General features: G+C 57.3%; 19 protein-coding genes. 9 read left to right on the top strand and 10 right to left on the bottom strand.

The genetic code is table 11. The features are described from left to right. Positions 1 to 11: 11 nt before the first annotated feature. From EH206_RS15380 to modE, 6 genes are all read right to left on the bottom strand, one after another. Positions 12 to 344: a copper-binding protein gene (locus EH206_RS15380; protein WP_009113749.1), complete on the bottom strand. Its 333-nt coding sequence runs from the start codon at positions 342 to 344 to the stop codon at positions 12 to 14. A 74-nt stretch (positions 345 to 418) separates the two neighbouring features. After that, entirely contained in the window at positions 419 to 865 is a 447-nt protein-coding gene (locus tag EH206_RS15375; protein ID WP_009113748.1) for a hypothetical protein, read from the bottom strand. A gap of 297 nt (positions 866 to 1,162) precedes the next feature. Then, positions 1,163 to 2,200 (bottom strand): galactose-1-epimerase, encoded by a 1,038-nt coding sequence (gene galM, locus EH206_RS15370; RefSeq protein WP_009113747.1) that lies wholly within the window; start codon positions 2,198 to 2,200, stop codon positions 1,163 to 1,165. Between the two features lie 24 nt (positions 2,201 to 2,224). Then, on the bottom strand, positions 2,225 to 3,241 hold the full coding sequence (gene galE / locus EH206_RS15365) for a UDP-glucose 4-epimerase GalE (protein WP_009113746.1): 1,017 nt from the start codon (positions 3,239 to 3,241) through the stop codon (positions 2,225 to 2,227). A gap of 231 nt (positions 3,242 to 3,472) precedes the next feature. Further along, positions 3,473 to 4,993: a molybdate ABC transporter ATP-binding protein ModF gene (gene modF / locus EH206_RS15360; protein WP_009113745.1), complete on the bottom strand. Its 1,521-nt coding sequence runs from the start codon at positions 4,991 to 4,993 to the stop codon at positions 3,473 to 3,475. A gap of 70 nt (positions 4,994 to 5,063) precedes the next feature. Continuing rightward, positions 5,064 to 5,855: a molybdenum-dependent transcriptional regulator gene (modE, locus tag EH206_RS15355; protein ID WP_040343323.1), complete on the bottom strand. Its 792-nt coding sequence runs from the start codon at positions 5,853 to 5,855 to the stop codon at positions 5,064 to 5,066. Between the two features lie 205 nt (positions 5,856 to 6,060). On the opposite strand from modE, the gene EH206_RS15350 reads away from it, so the two are divergent. The 5 genes from EH206_RS15350 to EH206_RS15325 all read left to right on the top strand — a co-directional run bounded on the left by EH206_RS15350 (position 6,061) and on the right by EH206_RS15325 (position 10,154). Beyond that, positions 6,061 to 6,216: an AcrZ family multidrug efflux pump-associated protein gene (locus EH206_RS15350; protein ID WP_009113743.1), complete on the top strand. Its 156-nt coding sequence runs from the start codon at positions 6,061 to 6,063 to the stop codon at positions 6,214 to 6,216. Positions 6,217 to 6,495: 279 nt separating this feature from the next. Further along, a complete protein-coding gene (gene modA / locus EH206_RS15340; RefSeq protein ID WP_009113742.1) occupies positions 6,496 to 7,269 on the top strand; it encodes a molybdate ABC transporter substrate-binding protein in 774 nt (257 codons plus the stop codon). Continuing rightward, positions 7,269 to 7,958, top strand: coding sequence for a molybdate ABC transporter permease subunit (modB, locus tag EH206_RS15335; RefSeq protein WP_009113741.1), 690 nt, complete (start codon positions 7,269 to 7,271; stop codon positions 7,956 to 7,958). Before modA ends, modB begins: the two co-directional genes overlap by 1 nt. Further along, the gene (modC, locus tag EH206_RS15330; protein ID WP_009113740.1) at positions 7,958 to 9,016 is read left to right on the top strand and encodes a molybdenum ABC transporter ATP-binding protein ModC; all 1,059 of its coding nucleotides are present in this window, start codon (positions 7,958 to 7,960) and stop codon (positions 9,014 to 9,016) included. Before modB ends, modC begins: the two co-directional genes overlap by 1 nt. A gap of 109 nt (positions 9,017 to 9,125) precedes the next feature. After that, complete coding sequence (locus tag EH206_RS15325; RefSeq protein ID WP_136163855.1) at positions 9,126 to 10,154, top strand: PDDEXK nuclease domain-containing protein; 1,029 nt, start codon at positions 9,126 to 9,128, stop codon at positions 10,152 to 10,154. A 59-nt stretch (positions 10,155 to 10,213) separates the two neighbouring features. Here EH206_RS15325 and EH206_RS15320 read toward each other — a convergent pair whose 3' ends face one another. Continuing rightward, complete coding sequence (locus tag EH206_RS15320; protein WP_009113738.1) at positions 10,214 to 11,035, bottom strand: pyridoxal phosphatase; 822 nt, start codon at positions 11,033 to 11,035, stop codon at positions 10,214 to 10,216. Positions 11,036 to 11,196: 161 nt separating this feature from the next. On the opposite strand from EH206_RS15320, the gene pgl reads away from it, so the two are divergent. Continuing rightward, positions 11,197 to 12,195 carry a 6-phosphogluconolactonase gene (gene pgl, locus EH206_RS15315; RefSeq protein ID WP_009113737.1) on the top strand — a complete coding sequence of 333 codons (999 nt, stop codon included), beginning with the start codon at positions 11,197 to 11,199 and terminating at the stop codon, positions 12,193 to 12,195. A gap of 144 nt (positions 12,196 to 12,339) precedes the next feature. Here the strand turns inward: pgl and EH206_RS15310 are convergent, their stop codons facing one another. The 3 genes from EH206_RS15310 to metG form a co-directional block, all read right to left on the bottom strand. Then, positions 12,340 to 13,590, bottom strand: a complete 1,251-nt coding sequence (locus tag EH206_RS15310; protein ID WP_009113736.1) for an LVIVD repeat-containing protein — start codon at positions 13,588 to 13,590, stop codon at positions 12,340 to 12,342. A 15-nt stretch (positions 13,591 to 13,605) separates the two neighbouring features. After that, the gene (locus EH206_RS15305; RefSeq protein WP_009113735.1) at positions 13,606 to 14,685 is read right to left on the bottom strand and encodes a sugar ABC transporter substrate-binding protein; all 1,080 of its coding nucleotides are present in this window, start codon (positions 14,683 to 14,685) and stop codon (positions 13,606 to 13,608) included. A 441-nt stretch (positions 14,686 to 15,126) separates the two neighbouring features. Beyond that, positions 15,127 to 17,154, bottom strand: a complete 2,028-nt coding sequence (gene metG, locus EH206_RS15300; RefSeq protein WP_009113734.1) for a methionine--tRNA ligase — start codon at positions 17,152 to 17,154, stop codon at positions 15,127 to 15,129. Between the two features lie 198 nt (positions 17,155 to 17,352). On the opposite strand from metG, the gene apbC reads away from it, so the two are divergent. The 3 genes from apbC to dcd all read left to right on the top strand — a co-directional run bounded on the left by apbC (position 17,353) and on the right by dcd (position 19,958). Further along, positions 17,353 to 18,462: an iron-sulfur cluster carrier protein ApbC gene (gene apbC, locus EH206_RS15295; RefSeq protein WP_009113733.1), complete on the top strand. Its 1,110-nt coding sequence runs from the start codon at positions 17,353 to 17,355 to the stop codon at positions 18,460 to 18,462. Between the two features lie 226 nt (positions 18,463 to 18,688). Continuing rightward, the gene (gene udk, locus EH206_RS15290) at positions 18,689 to 19,330 is read left to right on the top strand and encodes a uridine kinase (protein ID WP_009113731.1); all 642 of its coding nucleotides are present in this window, start codon (positions 18,689 to 18,691) and stop codon (positions 19,328 to 19,330) included. A gap of 46 nt (positions 19,331 to 19,376) precedes the next feature. After that, positions 19,377 to 19,958, top strand: coding sequence for a dCTP deaminase (gene dcd / locus EH206_RS15285; RefSeq protein WP_009113730.1), 582 nt, complete (start codon positions 19,377 to 19,379; stop codon positions 19,956 to 19,958). Positions 19,959 to 19,983 lie beyond the last annotated feature (25 nt).

Genomic DNA, 19,983 nt, shown 5'->3' with positions numbered 1-19,983 from the left:
TCTTTCCCCGGTTATTTTTGCTGTGGCGTAATCGCGGTCAGGGTATAGCCGCTGTTGCTCTGGGTAAAACTGAACGCCACGGAGGTCTCCGCCGGCAACGGCGCAAATTTGCCGGACGGCTGCGGCAGCCGGAACGCCATGGTCATCGCCGGCCAATGCAAATCGGCAATCGGACGGTGGGCGATGGTGACGCTGTCGGCGTTCCACTGTTTAACCGTACCGCTGGCCTGATAGGCCTTGGCGGCGGTATCCGCAGGGATCGCGGCGTGGTGCTGATGGTCGTTAGCCCACAGCGGGGAAGAGACAAGCAGACAGGCGAGAAACGCCGTATGAGTGATGCGCATAATAATAGCTCCATAAAAACGATGAATAACAATCAATTACGCCTGATGGCGCAGGTTGGTCATCTATCGTGGAGCTATTCTCTAAAGCGGCAGAAACGGATTTCAGCCGGGGGACCGGCGGCGGGGGGAGAAAGCCAGGCCTCGCTGGCGCAGTTGACCGCATGCGGCTGATCGGCCAGGGCCAGTTCGCTGCTGACCGGAATAGCCAGCAACACCAGGGAGGCGTTATCCTTCTTGATGGAGTCCGGCACGCAGTGTTTCTCGCACAGCGGCGTTTGCTGGTCGGCCGCGGGTGTCGGCATCGCATCATGGTGATGGTGAGCGCGATGAGAGGTTGTCTGTTGCAGATGCGCCTGATGCTGCATCAGCGGGGAATCGGGGCTGACGGCCAAATCGCATTGATGCCCGGCGATGGCCAGTTGCGCATTCAGAAACAGCCAGCATAACGCCAACAGCCATCCCCACCTACCTTTGTTGCGCAGATGATGAATGAACGACGGCGATAAACGGGATGCTGACATAACGTTTCCTTACAGAGAGTTATCTCAGTGTAATCGCCGGGATTTGTGCCGGGCAAGCACGGAATTGAAGAGATTTGTAAATTGGCGGGGGTAAAAATAATCCCAAAATTTGGGGAAGACGTTTCTGTAAGCGCAGTGAGGGTTTCGTGCGCACTAACCTAAAACGATTTCTGTGACCGTCGCAGCACGCGCCCGACACGGGGCGGCTCAATCGCCGTCGCCCCGTGACCCCTGGCTTTTCGCGGGAAATCGCGCCGCTGCGCGGTGCCTTCGGCGTTCGTGACCGCTAATCGTCGGCTACTGCGAAAAAAACTGGTAAGTCGTGTCGGAGCGGTAAACCTGTCCCGGCCGCAGCCAGCAGTCTGGCTGCGGCCACTCCGGGTGATTGGGGCTGTCGGGCAGAAATTCGCTTTCCAGCGCTATCCCGGCGTAATTTTCATAGCCGCCGCCTTCCCGCGACGGCGTACCGGCCAGGAAGTTTCCGCTGTAGAGCTGTAAGGCAGGGGCGCTGGTAAATACGCTCATTAACACCCGCCTATCGGACGACCACAGATTCGCCGCCGGACTTTCACTGGCGCCGCAGGTGCCGTGCAGCAGATAGGCATGATCGTAGCCGCCGACGGCAATCTGATCCTGGTCGCGCAGAAAGTCCTGCGCCAGCGTTTTAGGCCGCCGGAAATCCATCCCGCCGCCCTGTACCTGAGCGAGATGGTCGCCGGGGATACCCGCGGGGTTTACCGGCAGATAATAATCCGCGAACAGTTGCAGCTGATGTTGCCGTACGTCGCCCGGGCTGCCGTCGAGGTTAAAATAGGCGTGATTGGTCAGGCACACCGGACAGGGTTTCTCCGCGGTGGCCTGATAGACGATTTCCAGCGCGTTATTTTCGCTCAGCCGATAACATACCTGGGCGTTAAGCTGACCCGGATAGCCCTGATCGCCATCCGGCGAATAGAGCTGATAGGTGACGTGCGACGCATCCTGACTGAGAGTGCGCCAGCGCCGGGTGTGGAACCCTTGCGGTCCGCCGTGCAGCTGATGCTGGTCCTGATTGGCGGCCAGGAGGAAGATCTCATCACCGCGACGGATCGTGGCGTTGGCGATACGGTTGGCGTAACGGCCGATCGAGGCGCCGAGATAGGTGCTTTGTTGTGGATACTGCTCCGGCGACGCGCAGCCCAGCAGCACCTCCCGGACGCCGTCCTGGATGGGAAGCTGACAGGAAAGCCAGGTGGCGCCCCAGTCCATCAGGCAAACGCGCATCCCGGCCGCATTCTGTAACCAGGTCAACTGAAACGGCCGGCCGTCCGGCGCCGCGGTTTTTTCATTCAGCATCGTTTGCTCCTGTGGCTCATCAAGTTAGTCCGGGTAGCCGTTAGGGTGGGCGGATTGCCAGCGCCAGGTATCCTGCGCCATCTCTTGCAGCGAACGTTTTACCCGCCAGTTCAGGTCGTCGGCGGCTTTTTGCGCATCGGCCCAGTAGGCGGCCAGATCGCCCTGACGGCGCGGGGCGAAGTGATGGGCAACCGGCTTGCCGCATGCCTGACTGAAAGCCTTAACCACCTGCAAAACGCTGTAGCCGACGCCGGCGCCCAGATTGTAAATATGCACTCCGGCGCGGTTTTGCAGCGTATTCATCGCCGCGACGTGACCGTCGGCCAGATCGACAACGTGGATGTAATCACGCACGCCGGTGCCGTCCTCCGTCGGGTAGTCATTGCCGAAAATGGCCAGCGATTCACGGCGGCCGACCGCAACCTGGGCGATATAGGGCATCAGATTGTTGGGGATCCCCTGCGGATCTTCGCCCATTTCGCCTGAAGGATGGGCGCCGACCGGATTGAAATAGCGCAGCAGGGTAATGCTCCACTCAGGCTCCGCATGCTGCAAATCCTGTAAAATCTGCTCGACCATAAGCTTGCTGCGGCCGTATGGGCTGGCGGGATGGCCCGTCGGGAAACTCTCCTGATAGGGAATGCGCGGCTGGTCGCCGTAAACCGTGGCGGAGGAGCTGAAAATCAGGTTTTTCACCCCGGCCTGCTTCATGGCTTCGACCAGCGCCAGCGTACCGTAGACGTTGTTGTCATAGTAGTCTATCGGTTTGCGGACCGATTCCCCTACGGCTTTCAAGCCGGCAAAATGGATCACCGAATCAATGGCGTGGCGGGAAAAAATGTCATTCAGCAACGCGCCGTCGCGAATATCGCCCTGGTAAAAATCGGGGGCTTTGCCCGTCAATTGCGTGATGGTTTTAACCACGCTGGCTTTGCTGTTGCATAAATTGTCGAGAATGACGGGATGATGCCCGGCGGCCAATAACTGGACGCTGGTATGGCTGCCTATGTAACCGCTTCCACCCGTAACAAGAACGTTCATAATGACCTCTATCGTGACGTTTCAGCAAAAATAACATGGCTGGCGGCTGAAAAAGGTGATCTGCCGCGAAAACAGCGTCCGTTATCGATGATTATTTTAACAAGTAAACGTAAGTAAAAAGTTTAAGTAGCCGCTTATGCTACGTGGATATTTTTTGAATGGTATCGTTATCACTACTAATATTTCCGCGTACGAGTCTCATAGGATTGTAACTTTATGCCGCGAAAGCAATCAGAATCCTGAGGTTCTTTTATCTTCAGCCTGTCCTTGCCGGGAAGCGGGAGGGATTTCTTCCGTTTGGTAGTCATACGCCTCATCTCTGGCGACGAAGGTTAGCCGGTGGGTAATGCACTGCGGCGCGTCCTCGGCGTGGTGGGAGACGAACAGCAGCTGCGTATCGCCTTCCCCAATCAGGATATCCAGCCAGCGGCGCACCAGTTGGCGGTTAAGAGGATCCAGCCCCTGCAAGGGTTCATCAAGGATCAGCAAGGCCGGGTGTTTAACCAGCGCTCTGGCGATCAGCGCCAGTCGCTGTTGCCCCCAGGATAAAGCCTGGAACGGCGCATCCGCCAGGGGACCGTTCAGGCCCAGCAGGGTCAGCCATTGCCCGGTCAACTGGCGCTGGCGGTCGGAAACGGCCTGATAAATGCCGATCGAATCAAAAAAGCCGGACAGGATAACGTTACGTACGCTGACGCTGACGCGATAATCAAGATGCAGGCTGCTGCTGACGTAACCGATATGCCGTTTGATATCCCAGATGGTTTCTCCGCTGCCGCGCCGGCGGCCGAACAGCGTGAGATCGTTGCTGTAGCCTTGCGGGTGGTCGCCGGTAATCAGGCTCAACAGGGTGGATTTTCCCGCGCCGTTCGGGCCGACGATTTGCCAGTGCTGGCCGGGCAGCACCTCCCAGTTCAGCCCGTGCAGTATCGGGCGATCGTTGTACTGCACGACCCCGTTGCGCAGCGTGATGCGCGCTTGATCAGCGGGAAGCCTTGCGTGCTGCCGCGGATTTTCCGCTTCGGGAAGGGCGCTGCCCGACAGTTTCTCGCCGTAGGCCAACTGGGCGATAAGGGCTTCCGAGAGGATCTGCTCGCGTTCTCCGATGCGGGTCAGCGTACAGTCGGCAAGAATGCCCAGGTGATTGATAAAATCAGGAATATCGTCAAACCGATTCAGGATCAGCACCAGCGTATATCCCTGGGCGGCCAGTTCGGGCAACTGCGCGGCCAGTTGCCCGCGGGAGGCGACGTCAAGCCCGTCAAAGGGTTCGTCGAGAATCAGCAGATCCGGCTGCGGCATCAGCGCCTGACACAGCATGGTCTTGCGCGTTTCGCCGGTGGAAAGATACTTGAAGCGGCGCTCCAGCAGCGGTTCAATGCCAAACTGCCGGGCAAGCTGTTGACAGCGCGCCCGATCTTTTACCCTATCCTGAATTACCTCGGCGGTGGTGCGCCCGGTATCGTCTTCGTCGGCGCTCAGCATATCGGTGTTATTACGCTGCCATTCCTCGGCGACCAACTGCTGCAACTGCTCAAACGACAAGCGGACGACACGCTGAAAATCGCAGCGGCGTTCACCGCTCAGCAGCGGTAATTCGCCGGACAGCGCCCGCGCCAGCGCCGATTTCCCGCTGCCGTTTGCGCCGACAAACGCCCAGCCTTGATTTTTCCTCAGCGTCAGTTCATCCAGACGCAGCATGCGGGTATCACCCAGCCGGAATAACCCTTGCGATATATGTAATAACGACATCTTCCATCCTTCGTCAGCGAATCGGGCGGTAATCTGAGAATGCGGGATTGTATGGCCTGTCGGCCCATATTTAACAGAGCGTGGCGATAATGACTTTATCGGCGTCAAAATAAGCGCTGACATCCCCATCCTGCCTGAGCTGCTGTTGCGAGACCACCTCATTGGGGACGGTGGCGCACAGCGTTTCCCCGCCGGTCAGCGTCACCAGCACTTCGCTGTTTTCAGCGCCGGGCTGAATGCCGGCGATGCGCCCACGCAGCACGTTGTCCGCTGACGCATCCGGGGGCGACCCCGCGCGTAAATTCACCCACGGCGCCTTAATCAGCGCCAGCACTTCTTTACCCGGCCGGAGCTGTAAACGCTCGGCGCTTTGCCGGGTAATCAACGCGCCGATGGTGGTTTTACCATCGGCGAGTAAAATGTCCAGATGCTGTTGCACCGGTCGATCGCTGCGGGTGAGCACGGTGCCGAAAAACTGATTTCTGGCGCTGGTTTGTAGCGAAAAACGGGCGATGGCGGCCAGTAGGCTATCCAGCGGCAAACCGTCTTCCTGCAGGACGTCAAAGGCTTTTTGCTGAATTTGCGCCAGCAGGTCATAAAGCTGAATCAGCCGTTCGCCATAGCCCGTTATGCGGGCGCCGCCGCCGCCTTTTCCGCCGGTCATGCGCTCAACCAGGGTATGTTCGGCCAGCTGATTCATTTCGTTGATGGCGTCCCAGGCGCTTTTATAGCTGATCCCGGCCATTTTGGCGCCCTGACTGATTGATCCGCTATGGCGGACCTGTTTCAGCAATTCGATGCGGCGCGGATCGGCAAATAAACGCTGCTGGAGTTTCAGGGTAAGGAGGATTTCAGCATGCATGGCTAAGGGCCCGGGTAAGTGATGCCTGATTTTAATGGTTTGTATTGTCGCCATTTTCTTCATCAGGGGCAAATCGCACAAATGGCAGCGCTATTTTCCTTTGTTAAGGTACACTGCAGGTCGGTGATTATGATAGCTTACGGTGAAACGGCTCACAGAGTGAGCGACTGGAGTAACGGTAGCCGTTGCGATAAGTGAGGTAAGCATGTTGGATTTATTAAAAAGCCTGCTATTTGCAGTAGCCATGGTACCGGTGATGATGGCGGTCATTCTGGGCGCCATTTACGGTCTGGGCGAAGTATTTAACGTTCTTTCCAAAATTGGTCATAAGGAAGAGCGCGGCGCTAAAAAGCAGTATTGATTTCAGGCTTTGACAAAGTTCAGCGCCTTGCCGTTACGACCCCCTCCCGGCCTCCCCCTTGTCAGGGGGAGGAGACCAAACTCCCTCCCCTGCGAAGGGGAGGGTTGGGGTGGGGTCCGACCACCCTCCATTGATTTACTTTCTATCCCTCAATTCTGACGCCGGCACGCCGCCGGGCGTTTTTCTGATGTTGGCGCAAATTGCCGTTAAACCACATAGACACTGGTGGAATTATCGTTATATCATCAATTACACAACGGTGATGGTCAGGAGACGGAAATGAAACGGCAATGGTTGAAATGGTTGGCGGCGCTGGTGCTCAGCTCAGGCATGGCGGTATCGGCAATGGCGGCGGAAGAAAAGGTGACGGTATTCGCCGCGGCGTCGCTGACTAACGCGCTGCAAGAGATTGCGGCGCAGTATCAGAAAGAGAAAAACGTTGCGGTTGTCGCCTCATTTGCGTCATCGTCAACCCTGGCCCGGCAGATTGAGCAGGGGGCGCCGGCGGAGCTGTTCATCTCCGCCGATCAGCAGTGGATGGATTATGTCCAGGATAAAAATCTGATCGACGCGGATAGTCGCCATACGCTGTTAGGTAATGAACTGGTGGTGATTGCCCCCAAGAGCAGTCAGCAAAAAGAGATCGCCATCAATGATAAAACCGACTGGAAAAGTCTGCTGCAAGGCGGGCGTCTGGCGGTTGGCGACCCGGATCACGTTCCGGCCGGCATCTATGCCAAAGAAGCGCTGCAAAACCTGAAGGCGTGGGATGAACTTTCTCCGCTGATGGCGCGGGCGAATAGCGTTCGTGCCGCCATGGCGCTGGTGGAACGCGAAGAGGCGCCCTTGGGTATTGTGTATGGTTCGGACGTGGTCGCCAGTAATAAAGTCAAGGTTATCGGGCAATTCCCGGCCAGCAGCCATAAACCGGTGGAATACCCGGTGGCGATAGTAAAAGATCGCCAAAACCCGGCGGTTAGCGCCTTTTATGCCTATCTGCAAACGCCGCAGGCCGCCGCGGCGTTTAAACGCTATGGATTTACCCCCCGTTAATGATGTTAAGCGACTACGAGTGGCAGGCGGTTGAGCTGAGCCTCAAAGTTTCGGTTGTGGCGGTGATTTGCAGCCTGCCGCTGGGGATACTGACGGCGTGGATTCTGGTGCGCTGCCGGTTTCCCGGCAAGTCCCTGCTGGATAGCGTGATCCATCTGCCGCTGGTGTTGCCGCCGGTGGTCATCGGTTATCTGTTGCTGGTGGCGATGGGGCGCCGGGGAGTGATTGGCGTCTGGCTGTATGACTGGTTTGGTTTCAGCTTCAGTTTCAGTTGGCGCGGCGCGGCGCTGGCGTCGGCGATCGTCGCTTTTCCCCTGATGGTCAGAGCGATACGTTTGTCGCTGGAAGCGGTGGACCGGCGTCTTGAACAGGCGGCGCGCACGCTGGGCGCCGCGCCCTGGCGGGTATTTTTCACCATTACCCTGCCGCTCTCTTTTCCCGGCATTGTGGTCGGCACGGTTCTGGCTTTCGCCCGTTCTCTGGGCGAGTTCGGCGCCACCATCACTTTTGTTTCCAATATTCCGGGGGAGACGCGAACCATCCCGCTGGCGATGTATACGCTGATCGAAACGCCCGGAGCGGAATCCGCCGCCGCGCGGCTGTGCGTTATCGCGATTGCGCTCTCGCTGGTGTCGTTATTATTGTCGGAATGGCTGACGCGCTGGAGCCGTAAGCGGTTGGGGGAATAATGCTGCAACTCGATTTTAACCAGCAGCTTGGCGATCTGAAGCTCAGCGTTAAAGAGGATTTACCCGCCAGCGGCATTACCGCCGTTTTTGGCGTCTCCGGCGCGGGGAAAACGTCGTTAATCAATACCATTGTCGGCTTAACCCGGCCCGACTCGGGGCGTATTCTGCTTAACGATCGCGTGTTGGCGGACACCGGGCGGGGGATTTTCCTGCCGCCGGAAAAGCGCCGTATCGGCTATGTTTTTCAGGATGGGCGCCTTTTCCCTCATTATCGCGTGCGCGGTAATCTGCGTTATGGCATGGCCGCGGCCATGGGCAAACAGTTTGATGATATTGTCGCGCTGTTGGGAATCGCACCGCTGCTCAATCGCTATCCGCTGACGTTATCCGGCGGTGAAAAGCAGCGCGTGGCGATCGGCCGCGCCTTATTGACCGCACCCCAACTGCTGCTGATGGATGAGCCGCTGGCCTCCCTCGACCTGCCGCGAAAGCGCGAGCTGCTGCCTTATCTGGAGCGGCTGGCGAAAGAAGTGAATATTCCCATTCTGTATGTCAGCCACAGCATGGAGGAAGTTCTGCGGCTGGCGGATCGGGTACTGGTGCTGGACCGGGGCAAAGTGAAAGCGCAGGGGCCGCTGGAGGAGGTCTGGGCCAGCAGCGCGTTACGTCCCTGGCTGCCGCGGGAAGAGCAGAGCAGCATACTCAATGTGCGCGTGCTGGAGCACCATGACCGCTACGCGATGACGGCGCTGTCGCTGGGCGAGCGGCACCTGTGGGTGGGAAAGGTTGACGCGCCGCTTGATACGCCGTTGCGTATCCGCATTAACGCCGCGGATGTGTCGCTGGTGCTCCAGCCGCCGCAGGTGAGCAGCATCCGCAATATATTGCCGGCCAGGGTGGTGGAGTGTATTGAGGTTGAGGATCAAATCGAGGTGAAGCTCGCCGTCGGCGAGCAAATCCTGTGGGCGAGAATTACCCCCTGGGCGCGGGACGATCTGGCGTTGCGCCCGAATCTGCCGCTCTATGCGCAGGTAAAAAGCGTGTCGATCACCCCCTGAGAGTGGTATCCGCCGCAAACATAAAGCATCCGTTACTCACGCTGAATCATCGACTTTGCTAGGCGATATTCGAACGCTGATCGCAGCAGCGCGCAGCGTCAATGCGTTGATGACGGCGAGCTATTGGGAAATCGGTCGCCGCATCGTCGAAGCCGAGCAACAGGGCAAGCGGCGTGCCGGCTACGGTGAACAGTTGATTGAACGGCTTTCGAACGACCTAGCCCAGCGATTCGGTCGCGGATTTAGTCGCCAGAACTTGCAGCAGATGCGATCATTCTTTTTGACTTGGCCAATTCGCCAGACGCTGTCTGGCGAATCTTCTCCAACTCCATCGCAAAGGGATTCCAGGATAATGCAGACGCGCGCCTGGCGACTTGACGAATTAGCGCAGGTTTTCACGCTGCCGTGGTCCGCATACGTCCGGCTGCTATCTGTCAAAGATGTTCATGCCCGTCAGTTCTATGAAAACGAAGCTTTGCAGGGAGGATGGAGCGTGCGCCAGCTCGATCGGCAGATTAGTAGTCAGTTCTATGAGCGGACGGCGCTGTCCAGGGACAAGGTCGCAATGCTGGCCGAAGGTTCGATGCCGAAGCCGGAAGATACGGTCACGCCCGACGAAGCGATCAAAGACCCATATGTGCTGGAGTTTCTGGACCTCAAGGACGAGTATTCGGAATCCGATCTTGAAGAGGCCTTGATCCAGCGGCTGGAGGATTTTCTGCTTGAACTCGGCGACGGATTTACGTTTATCGGGCGGCAGCGCCGATTGCGCATTGACCAGACCTGGTATCGGGTGGATTTGCTGTTATTCCATCGACGGCTGCGGTGCCTGGTTATCGTCGATCTGAAGCTTGGCAGCCTGTCTCATGCCGACGTGGGCCAGATGCATATGTACTGCAACTATGCCAAGGAGCACTGGACCTTTCCCGGTGAGAATCCCCCTGTGGGCTTGATTCTCTGCGCTGACAAGGGGCACGCCCTAGCGAGGTATGCGCTGGAAGGGTTGCCCACCAAGGTCATGGCCGCAAACTATCGGACGGTGCTGCCGGATGCCGAGTTACTGCAAAAAGAGCTTGAGAGCACACGGCGCATGTTGGAGTCGCGTGGAGTGACTCGTCTCAGGGATAGCCAACGATAAGAAGTAGTCCGGATGCTCACGGGCTGCCCGCCGCCCTTCAGGCCGCCGCTGGCGATTTTTTATCTCAACACTCTGCTGCGGATCACCTCGGCGATGCCGGGTTCTTCGTTATGGCCGATAACCAGATCGGCGCAGGCTTTGATTTCATCCGCGCTGTTGCCCATCGCCACGCCGAGTCCGGCGCTCTTAAGCATGCTGAGATCGTTAAAGTTATCGCCAAAGGCGACAACCTCCTGCATGCGCATGCCTTGCTCTTCAACCCATTGGCGCAGCAGCTTACCTTTGCTATTGCCGGTTTGCGCGATATCCACCTGATCCTGCCACGACCACTCGCAGGCTAAACCGAGTTCTTGCTCCACGGTGCCGGAGAAATCGTTTAAGGTAGGGATATCCGCGTGGTGGGTGGCGAACTTCCAGATGGCGTGCGATAAATCCGCCTGTTGCGCCAAATCCCCGACCTGTATGAACGACGGGCGCTGCAGTTCCGGCAATGAGGCGGCCCAGGCCTGGGTGCGGGTAACATGTCCGGTCGGATGCTGGTAATACATGGCGTCATCGGCGTACATCAGGCCGTGGATGGCGAATTTTTGCAGTAGCTCCAGAACGCTTCGCGCCTGATCGGCGGAGAGCGGGCTGGTATGAGACGCCTGACCCGACAGATAGTCGTACACGTAGGTCCCGTTGCAGCAGATGGCGGGGGTATCGAGTTGCAGCGCCTGGTAAAAAGGATGGATCGCCGAATGATGGCGGCCGGTGACGATAACCACTTTGATACCTTGCTGGCGCGCCAGCGCTAATGCGGCAAGTGATTCCGGCAAGATTCTTTTCTGTCGATCCAGAAGCGTTCCGTCGAGATCGAGCGCAATTACACGATAGGCCATAGTAGTCTCGTAAAGTGGTTGTAGAATAAAGATATGGGCATGATGGTACACCTTAAGTCAGGTTGCGCAAAATATGAGAAAGATGACTCATCTCTGCTTTTGATAAAAAATTCTACGTATGCCTGAGCAGTAAAATTCGCATGAATGAAAAGGAGAATAGGATGCAGCAAGTGGTTTATGTCGCCAGTCCGGAGAGTCAGCAGATCCATGTATGGCAACTTGGCGCCCGGGGCGAACTGACGTTATTACAGGTGGTTGAAGCGCCCGGACAGGTACAGCCGATGGTGATTGCGCCCGATAGGCGTCATTTATACGTGGGCGTGCGCCCGGCGTTTAGCGTTATCAGTTACCGTATTGATGATAAAGGCCTGTTGACTGAGGCCGGGTCGGCGCCGTTACCCGGCAGCCCCACGCACCTATCTACCGATCGCCAGGGGCGTTTCCTGTTCAGCGCCTCCTACAGCGGCGCCAGCGTCAGCGTCAGCCCGATCGATGAAAACGGTCTGGCAGGCGCGCCGATCCAGCAGTTGGACGGCCTGGAAGGCTGTCATTCCACCAATATCGATCCGACCAATTCGCTGGTGTGGGCGCCTTGTCTGAAAGAAGATCGCATTCGTCTGTATGATTTGAGCGCCGCGGGTGAACTGAGTACGCATCAGCCGGCGGATTTGACCTCCGTCGCCGGCGCCGGACCGCGTCATATGGCGTTTCATCCCAATCAGCGTTTTGCCTACTGCGTGAACGAACTGAACAGCTCAGTGGATGTTTACCAGCTTAACGCGCCGGACGGCAAGCCGCGCCGGGTTCAGACGCTGGATGCGATGCCCGCCGATTTCGCCGATACGCGCTGGGCGGCGGATATTCATATTACGCCGGACGGCCGTTTTCTTTACGCCAGCGACCGCACCGCTAGCCTGTTAAGCATTTTCCAGGTATCGGAAGACGGCAGCGTGCTGTCATTAAGCGGACATCAGCCGACGGAGACGCAGCCGCGCGGTTTCAATATTGACCATCGCGGTGAATTCCTGATTTCCGCCGGACAGAAATCCCGGCATATCGAGGTGTATCGTATTAACGCCGCGGACGGCGCATTACAGCCGTTGGCGCGTTATGCGGTAGGGCAGGGACCGATGTGGGTCAGCATTCTGGCGCTGGGTTGAGTCCAATGGCAATCATGTCATTCGTAGTGAAGAGTATCACCGGTCATCTCCTGCGAATATTACCACCGTCGTCCCCGCGCAGGCGGGGATCCTCTTCTTATCGCTCTGCGGTATCCGACATAGCCGCTATCCGAAGTCGTCCGGTCAGCCGCGATACTCGATGATCGACAGGCCCGCGTTGTAGTCGGTGCTGTAGATAATGCCCTCGGCATCGACAAACACATCGCAGGACTGGATCACCCGCGGTCGGCCGGGACGTTTGTCGACCATTTTTTGCGGCGCCGCCGGCACCAGCGCGCCGGTTTCCTTCGGCCGATAAGGGTTGCTGATATCGTAAGCCCGGACGCCGGCGTTCTGATAGGTGGCGAAAATCAGCGATGAGCTGATAAAGCTCCCCGGCCGGTTTTCGTGCAGGTTATGCGGACCGAAGTGGGCACCTTTTTTCACATAATCCGTTTCGTTGGGCTGCGGGAAGGTGGCGATACTGACCGGATTGCGCGGTTCCCGAATATCAAACACCCAGATAAGCTTCTCGCCGTCTTCCTGATTGTCCAGCACCGCTTCGTCCAGCACGATAAGCAGGTCGCGATCGGGCAGCGGCAGCGCGGTGTGCGTGCCGCCGCCGAATGGCGGGCTCCAGTTGCGGTGGCTGATAAGTTTGGGATGACGGCGATCGCCGACGTCCAGCAGTGTCAATCCGCCGTCGCGCCAACTGCCGTAGGCGGTATCGCCGCTGACGATGGCATGGTGCAGCGCATAGCGCTTTCCTTGCGGCCAGTTCGCTGTTTCGCCGCCTGCGGTATGCATGCCGGGCAGCCAGTAGCGCCCGGCGACCTCCGGATGGCGCGGATCGGCCAGGTCGATGGTGAGGAAAATGTAGTCGCTGTAGCCGTCCAGCAGCGCGGAAACATAGGCCCAGCGGCCGCCGGCGTACCAGATACGGTGGATGCCGATGCCGTCGAGCGGCAGAAAGCTGATTTCGCGCGGCGTATGCGGCGTGGAAATATCAAAGATGCGCAGCCCGGCGCTCCAGCTTTTGTCCTGCTGTTTGGTGCTTACCGTCTCGGCGACCGAACGGGTGTAGTAAACTTTCTCTTCGGCGAAGCTGGCATCCGCGAACAGATCCCGCGCGTTGACCACCAGCAGTAAATCATCGTGCGTCTGCAGGTGTATGTTCCAGGTTCCGGGCGGCGCGGCGATAAAGCCGGCCGGCCGGGGATTTTTGGCATCACGGACGTCAACGATGGATACGCCCTGTGAAACCATATGTCCGATATAGGCGTAGCCGCGATGGACCATGACTTGCACCCCATCGGATCTGCCTCCCTGGTCGCTGTGTCCGATCAGCCGCATATTGCGGCTGTAGTCCGGTGTCGGCAGGGGTTGTGATGCCATCGGTTGTCTCCGTTGTTATTTAGCCTTGGCCTGGGCTTCCAGCGTGGCGAACCACGGAGCGATAAAATCATCGGTCTGGCCCCAGCCGGGAATGATTTTACCCAGTCCGGCCACGTTTACCGGGCCCGGCTGGCTGGCTAACAGCGCCTGAGGGATCACCGCGGCTTTGAATTCATAGGTGGCCGGCGTCGGTTCGCCGGCGATTTTATTGGCTACCAGGCGCAGGTTGACTTTACCGATCAGTTTGGGATCGACCGCCACGCTCACTTTCCACGGACTGTTGGCTTCGCGCATCAGCTGCAGGTCCTGATTCGAGATATCAATGCTGTAGATTTTGATTTCGGTACGGCCGTTTTCTTTCAGCGCCTTATAAGCCCCCTGGGTGAATGCGTCCCATGAACCCCAGATGGCGTCAATCTTGCCTTTCGGGTATTTCGCCAGCACCGCGCCGACCTTGTTGGCGGTGTCGCCCTGCACATCCGATGATACCGCGCCGATGGATTCCAGCTCTTTAATGCCGGGATTTTCCTTGAGAAGCTGCTGATAGGCGAGCTGGCGGCGTTCCATCGGCGGGAAACCTGCTACCCAGAGTTTGATGATATTGGCCTTGCCGTTGAAGTCCTTGACCAACTGACCGAACGACCCATGGGTGAGGGAAGCGTCATCCTGTTGAGAGACAGTCACGCCGGGGATTTCGCCGTTGACGGCGGTATCAAACACCGAAACCGCGATGCCGCTGTCGACGATGCGTTTGATCAAATCGGTGGAGTAGGGGTCGCGTCCCTGGGAGAGAATGATGCCGTCGTATTTCTGGCTGATGGCCTGATTGACGAAATCCTGAAAGCGGGCGTCGTCGCCGTTGCTCAGAAAGGTGCTGACCTTGAAGCCCAGCTTTTTGCCCTCTTCGAGCACGCCGGAAATAAACTGCGTGGTGTTGTCGTCAGACCCCAGATTACGAATAACCGCGATACGCACCGGGCCGTCATGCTGCGCCAGCGCCTGCGGGAGTGGCGCAATGGCGGCGGTCTCGGCGGAAAATACCGGGAAAGCGGTCGTCAGACTCAGCGCTAGCAGTGCAGGGGTAAATTTTTTCATTTATCGGCTCCATGGTGTATCAGCATTATATTATGTTGGCAGTGGGCGACAGTTTTATAGCTGTCTTTATGTCTGGATGTCTGTTCCGCGACGATAGCGCATCATAACCGCTATGTTATAGGGGAGGAATGGGGCGGCGTTATGACTTTTGGGCGCAAGTTATAACCTTTGGTTTGTTTAAAGGGAGCGCTGTTTCTGCATTTAACAATACAAAAAAGTGGGCTTTGCGCGAAATCAAAATTTGAGTATTTAAAGTATCTGATTAACCCTCGATAGATATGAATTATGTGCGCCGTATCACGTTTTATACGGCGAGGAGTTAAATATGTGCTGAATTTAGGTTCGATAGTGTAACGAGGCAGGCAAGGGAAGACGGCGGACGACAATCGGAAAAAGCGGCGAAAATAGCAGGCCGAACGGATGTTCGGCCTGAGCGCGGGATTATTTGACCTGCATACCGGGTTGCGCCCCGCTGTCCGGGCTGAGCAGGAAGATATCTTTCCCGCCGGGGCCCGCCGCCATCACCATTCCTTCGGATAGGCCAAAGCGCATTTTGCGCGGCGCCAGGTTGGCGACCATCACGGTCAGCCGGCCTTCCAGCACAGACGGATCGGGATAAGCGCTACGGATGCCGGAGAATACCTGACGGGTTTCACCGCCAAGATCCAGCGTCAGGCGCAGTAGCTTATCGGAGCCGTCAACCAACTCAGCCTGTTTGATCAGGGCGATACGCATATCCACCTTGTCAAAGTCGTCAAAGCCGATAATTTCCTGCACCGGGGTCTCCGCCAGCGGGCCGGAAGCGGTTTTCGTCGCCGTCATGTCCTCTTTGGAGGCGTTCACCATATCGTTGACTTTATCCGCATCGATGCGGTTGAACAGCGCCTTGAAGGCGTTGATGCGATGGCCCAGCAACGGCGCGGCGATCTCATTCCAACGCAGTTCCTGGTTCAGGAAAGACTCCGCCCGCTCCGCCAGCGACGGCAGCACCGGTTTCAGGTAGGTCATCAGTACGCGGAACAGGTTGATTCCCATAGAGCAGATGGCCTGCAGGTCGGCGTCGCGGCCTTCCTCTTTCGCCACCACCCACGGCGCCTGCTCGTCGACGTAACGGTTGGCCAGATCGGCCAGCGCCATCACCTCGCGGATTGCCCGGCCGGTCTCACGCTGATTATAGGCATCGGCAATGCCGGCGGCGGCGTCGGTAAAGGTTTTATACAGCTCCGCGTCGGCCAGCGTATCGGCCAGCCTGCCGTCGAAACGCTTGTTGATAAAACCGGCGTTACGGGAGGCCAGATTGACCAGCTTGTTGACGATATCGGCGTTCACGCGCTGGACGAAGTCTTCCAGATTAAGGTCGATGTCGTCGATGCGCGAAGAGAGCTTGGCGGCGTAGTAATAGCGCAGGCAGTCCGCATCCAGGTGCTTGAGGTAGGTATCGGCCTTGATAAAGGTGCCGCGCGATTTTGACATCTTGGCGCCGTTGACCGTCACATAACCGTGGACAAACAGATTGGTGGGTTTACGGAAATTACTGCCTTCCAGCATGGCGGGCCAAAACAGGCTATGAAAATAAACAATGTCTTTACCGATAAAGTGATATAGCTCGGCGGTGGAGTCCTGGCGCCAGAACTCATCGAAATCGATATCTCCGCGCTTATCGCATAGATTTTTGAATGAGCCCATGTAGCCGATTGGCGCATCCAGCCAGACATAGAAATACTTGCCCGGCGCGTCCGGGACTTCAAAGCCGAAGTAAGGGGCGTCGCGGGAGATATCCCACTGTTGCAGGCCGGCGTCGAACCACTCCTGCATCTTATTGGCAACCTGCTCCTGCAGCGCGCCGGAGCGCGTCCAAGCTTGCAGCATGTCGCTGAAGGCGGGCAAGTCAAAAAAGAAATGCTCGGACTCGCGCATTACCGGCGTGGCGCCCGAAACGGCCGACTTCGGATCGATAAGTTCGGTCGGGCTGTAGGTCGCCCCGCAGACTTCGCAGTTATCGCCATACTGATCGGCCGCTTTACATCTCGGGCAGGCGCCCTTGACGAAGCGGTCCGGCAGGAACATGCCTTTTTCCGGATCGTAAAGCTGCGAGATGGTGCGGTTTTTAATAAAACCGTTCTCCTTGAGCCGGCGATAAATCAGACCGGACAGCTCGCGGTTTTCTTCACTGTGCGTGGAGTGATAGTTGTCGTAGCTGATGTTGAAGCCGGCGAAATCCTGCTGATGTTCCTGACTTATCGCCGCAATCATCTGCTCGGGGGCGATCCCCATCTGCTGGGCTTTCAGCATGATCGGCGTGCCGTGGGCATCGTCCGCACAGATAAAGTAAACCTGGTTGTCGCGCATTCGCTGATACCGAACCCAGATATCCGCCTGAATGTGTTCAAGCATATGACCGAGGTGGATCGAACCGTTGGCATAAGGCAGCGCGCACGTTACCAATATTTTCTTTGCGACTTGAGTCATGAGGAACTTGCTTTCTTTTGTGATAGAGGGAAGTTGATGTTAACCGATAGCGCCTTGCTGCGTAAACCGCTGCCTCGCCTAAATCCTTTCCGCATGGATATGGCCGGGCGGATGATTGAGTATGAATGTCGGGGTCTCCTTCTGGTATGCTATAACCGTTTTCTATCGGTTAAAAAATGAAAAATTCAAGGAGCCGGAATGAACTCTAAACTCCCCGATCGGCGTCCGGACGCTCTGCGCGCCCTGGTTACCGGGGTTCTGTCGACTTTTCAGCACCCGACGTTGAAAAATAATCTCACCACGCTGCATGCGCTGCACCACTGCGCGCTGCTGGACGATGTGCTGCATATTGAATTGACCATGCCGTTTGCCTGGCTGAGCGGTCTGGAAGCGTTAAAGGAAGCGGTAAGCGATGAGCTGCTGCGCCTGTCCGGGGCGAAAGCGCTGGAGTGGCGTTTGACGCACAGTATCGCCACCTTGCGCCGGGTGAACGATCAGGCCGGGGTAAAAGGGGTGAAAAATATTATCGCGGTCAGCTCCGGCAAGGGCGGCGTCGGCAAATCCAGCACCGCGGTGAATATGGCGCTGGCGCTGGCCGCGGAAGGCGCCAATGTCGGCATTCTGGACGCCGATATCTACGGGCCGTCGATTCCTACCATGCTGGGCGCGGCGAGCGAGCGGCCCACCTCGCCGGACGGTCAGCATATGGCGCCGATTATGGCGCACGGGCTGGCGACCAATTCCATTGGCTACCTGGTTACCGATGATAACGCCATGGTGTGGCGCGGGCCGATGGCCAGTAAAGCGCTGTTGCAGCTGTTGCAGGACACCCTCTGGCCGGACCTGGATTATCTGGTGCTGGATATGCCGCCGGGCACCGGGGATATCCAACTGACGCTGGCGCAGAGCATTCCGGTCACCGGCGCGGTGGTGGTGACCACGCCGCAGGATATCGCCCTGATGGATGCCATGAAGGGTATCGCCATGTTTGAGAAAGTCAGCGTGCCGGTTCTCGGCATCGTGGAAAATATGAGCGTCCATATTTGCAGCCATTGCGGCCATCTGGAGCCGATTTTCGGCGCCGGCGGCGCGCAGCGGCTGGCGGAAAAATACCACTGCGCGCTGCTCGGACAATTGCCGCTGCATATTTCGCTGCGTGAGGATCTGGATCGCGGCGAACCGACGGTGGTCAGCCATCCCGACGGTGAATTTACCTCATTATACCGCGAGCTGGCCGGGCAGGTTGCGGCGCAGCTTTACTGGCAGGGCGAGGTTATCCCGACAGAGATTTCTTTTCGGGCGTTGTAGCGTCGCATTACGGTTGCGATTATCCATGCGGCGGCACCAAGGTTTCGCCGCGCCTTTTCCCGTCATCGTTCCGGCTTCGCTTTCGTTGTCCCTGCATTTCCTTCGTGGTCTCCGCCGCCAATGGTGGAAAGGCTGGCGCGAACAGTGCTAACTCCTTATAATTGCCGCGTCGCAGCACCATTGGTGTATCCCTCTCTTTTTTATGTTAATCAGGTCGTTAATTACCATGACTGATAAGTCTCATCAGTGTGTCATCATCGGGATAGCGGGCGCGTCTGCTTCCGGTAAAAGTCTTATTTCCAGCACGTTATACCGTGAATTGCGTGACCAGGTTGGTGACGAACATATTGGTGTGATACCCGAAGACAGTTACTACAAAGATCAAAGCCATCTGACGATGGAAGAGCGGGTCAAAACGAATTACGACCATCCCAGCGCCATGGATCACAGCCTGCTGCTAACGCATCTGCAAATGTTAAAAGCCGGTCAGGCGATAGAGCTTCCCCTGTATAGCTATGTCGAACATACCCGGATGCGGGAAACGGTGCATCTTGAGCCGAAGAAGGTCATTATTCTGGAAGGTATTCTGCTATTGACGGAAGCCCGCCTGCGCGACGAGATGAATTTCTCCATTTTTGTCGATACGCCGCTGGATATCTGCCTGATGCGCCGTATGCGCCGCGACGTCAACGAGCGCGGCCGTTCCATGGACTCGGTGATGGAGCAGTACCAGAAAACGGTACGTCCGATGTTCCTGCAATTCATCGAGCCTTCCAAGCAATATGCCGATATTATCGTGCCGCGCGGCGGCAAAAACCGTATTGCGATTGATATTCTGAAAGCCAAGATAAGCCAGTTCTTTGAATAATCTTTTTGGGCTTTTTTTACCCATTACCGATTCGAGTGGAGAAAAAATGAGACTGTGTGATCGTGATATTGAAGCCTGGCTGGATGACGGCCGGTTATCAATTACGCCCCGTCCGCCAACAGAAAGAATTAATGGCGCGACCGTCGATGTCCGTTTAGGCAATCAGTTTCGGGTTTTCAGAGGACACACCGCGGCCTTTATTGATCTAAGCGGGCCGAAGGATGAGGTCAGCGCGGCGCTGGATCGCGTCATGAGCGATGAAATCAATCTACCGGAAGGCGAAGCCTTCTTTCTGCATCCGGGCGAGCTGGCGCTGGCGGTCACGCTGGAGTCGGTAACTTTGCCGGATAATCTGGTGGGCTGGCTTGACGGACGCTCCTCGCTGGCGCGTTTAGGATTGATGGTTCACGTAACCGCGCACCGTATCGATCCCGGTTGGCAGGGAAGAATTGTGCTGGAGTTCTATAATTCAGGTAAGTTGCCGTTGGCGTTGCGCCCCGGCATGATGATTGGCGCGCTGAGTTTTGAGCCGCTTTCGGGGCCGGCGGCCCGCCCGTACAACCGCCGTCAGGATGCCAAATATAAAGATCAGCAGGGCGCCGTGGCGAGCCGCATCGACAAAGACTGACTGATTGCTGCTGTAAGGCGAATGA

This window comes from Brenneria nigrifluens DSM 30175 = ATCC 13028, from assembly GCF_005484965.1.
GTDB lineage: Bacteria > Pseudomonadota > Gammaproteobacteria > Enterobacterales > Enterobacteriaceae > Brenneria > Brenneria nigrifluens.
The sequence above is the reverse complement of the archived record's forward strand: the minus strand, read 5'-3'. Positions and strand labels throughout refer to the sequence as shown.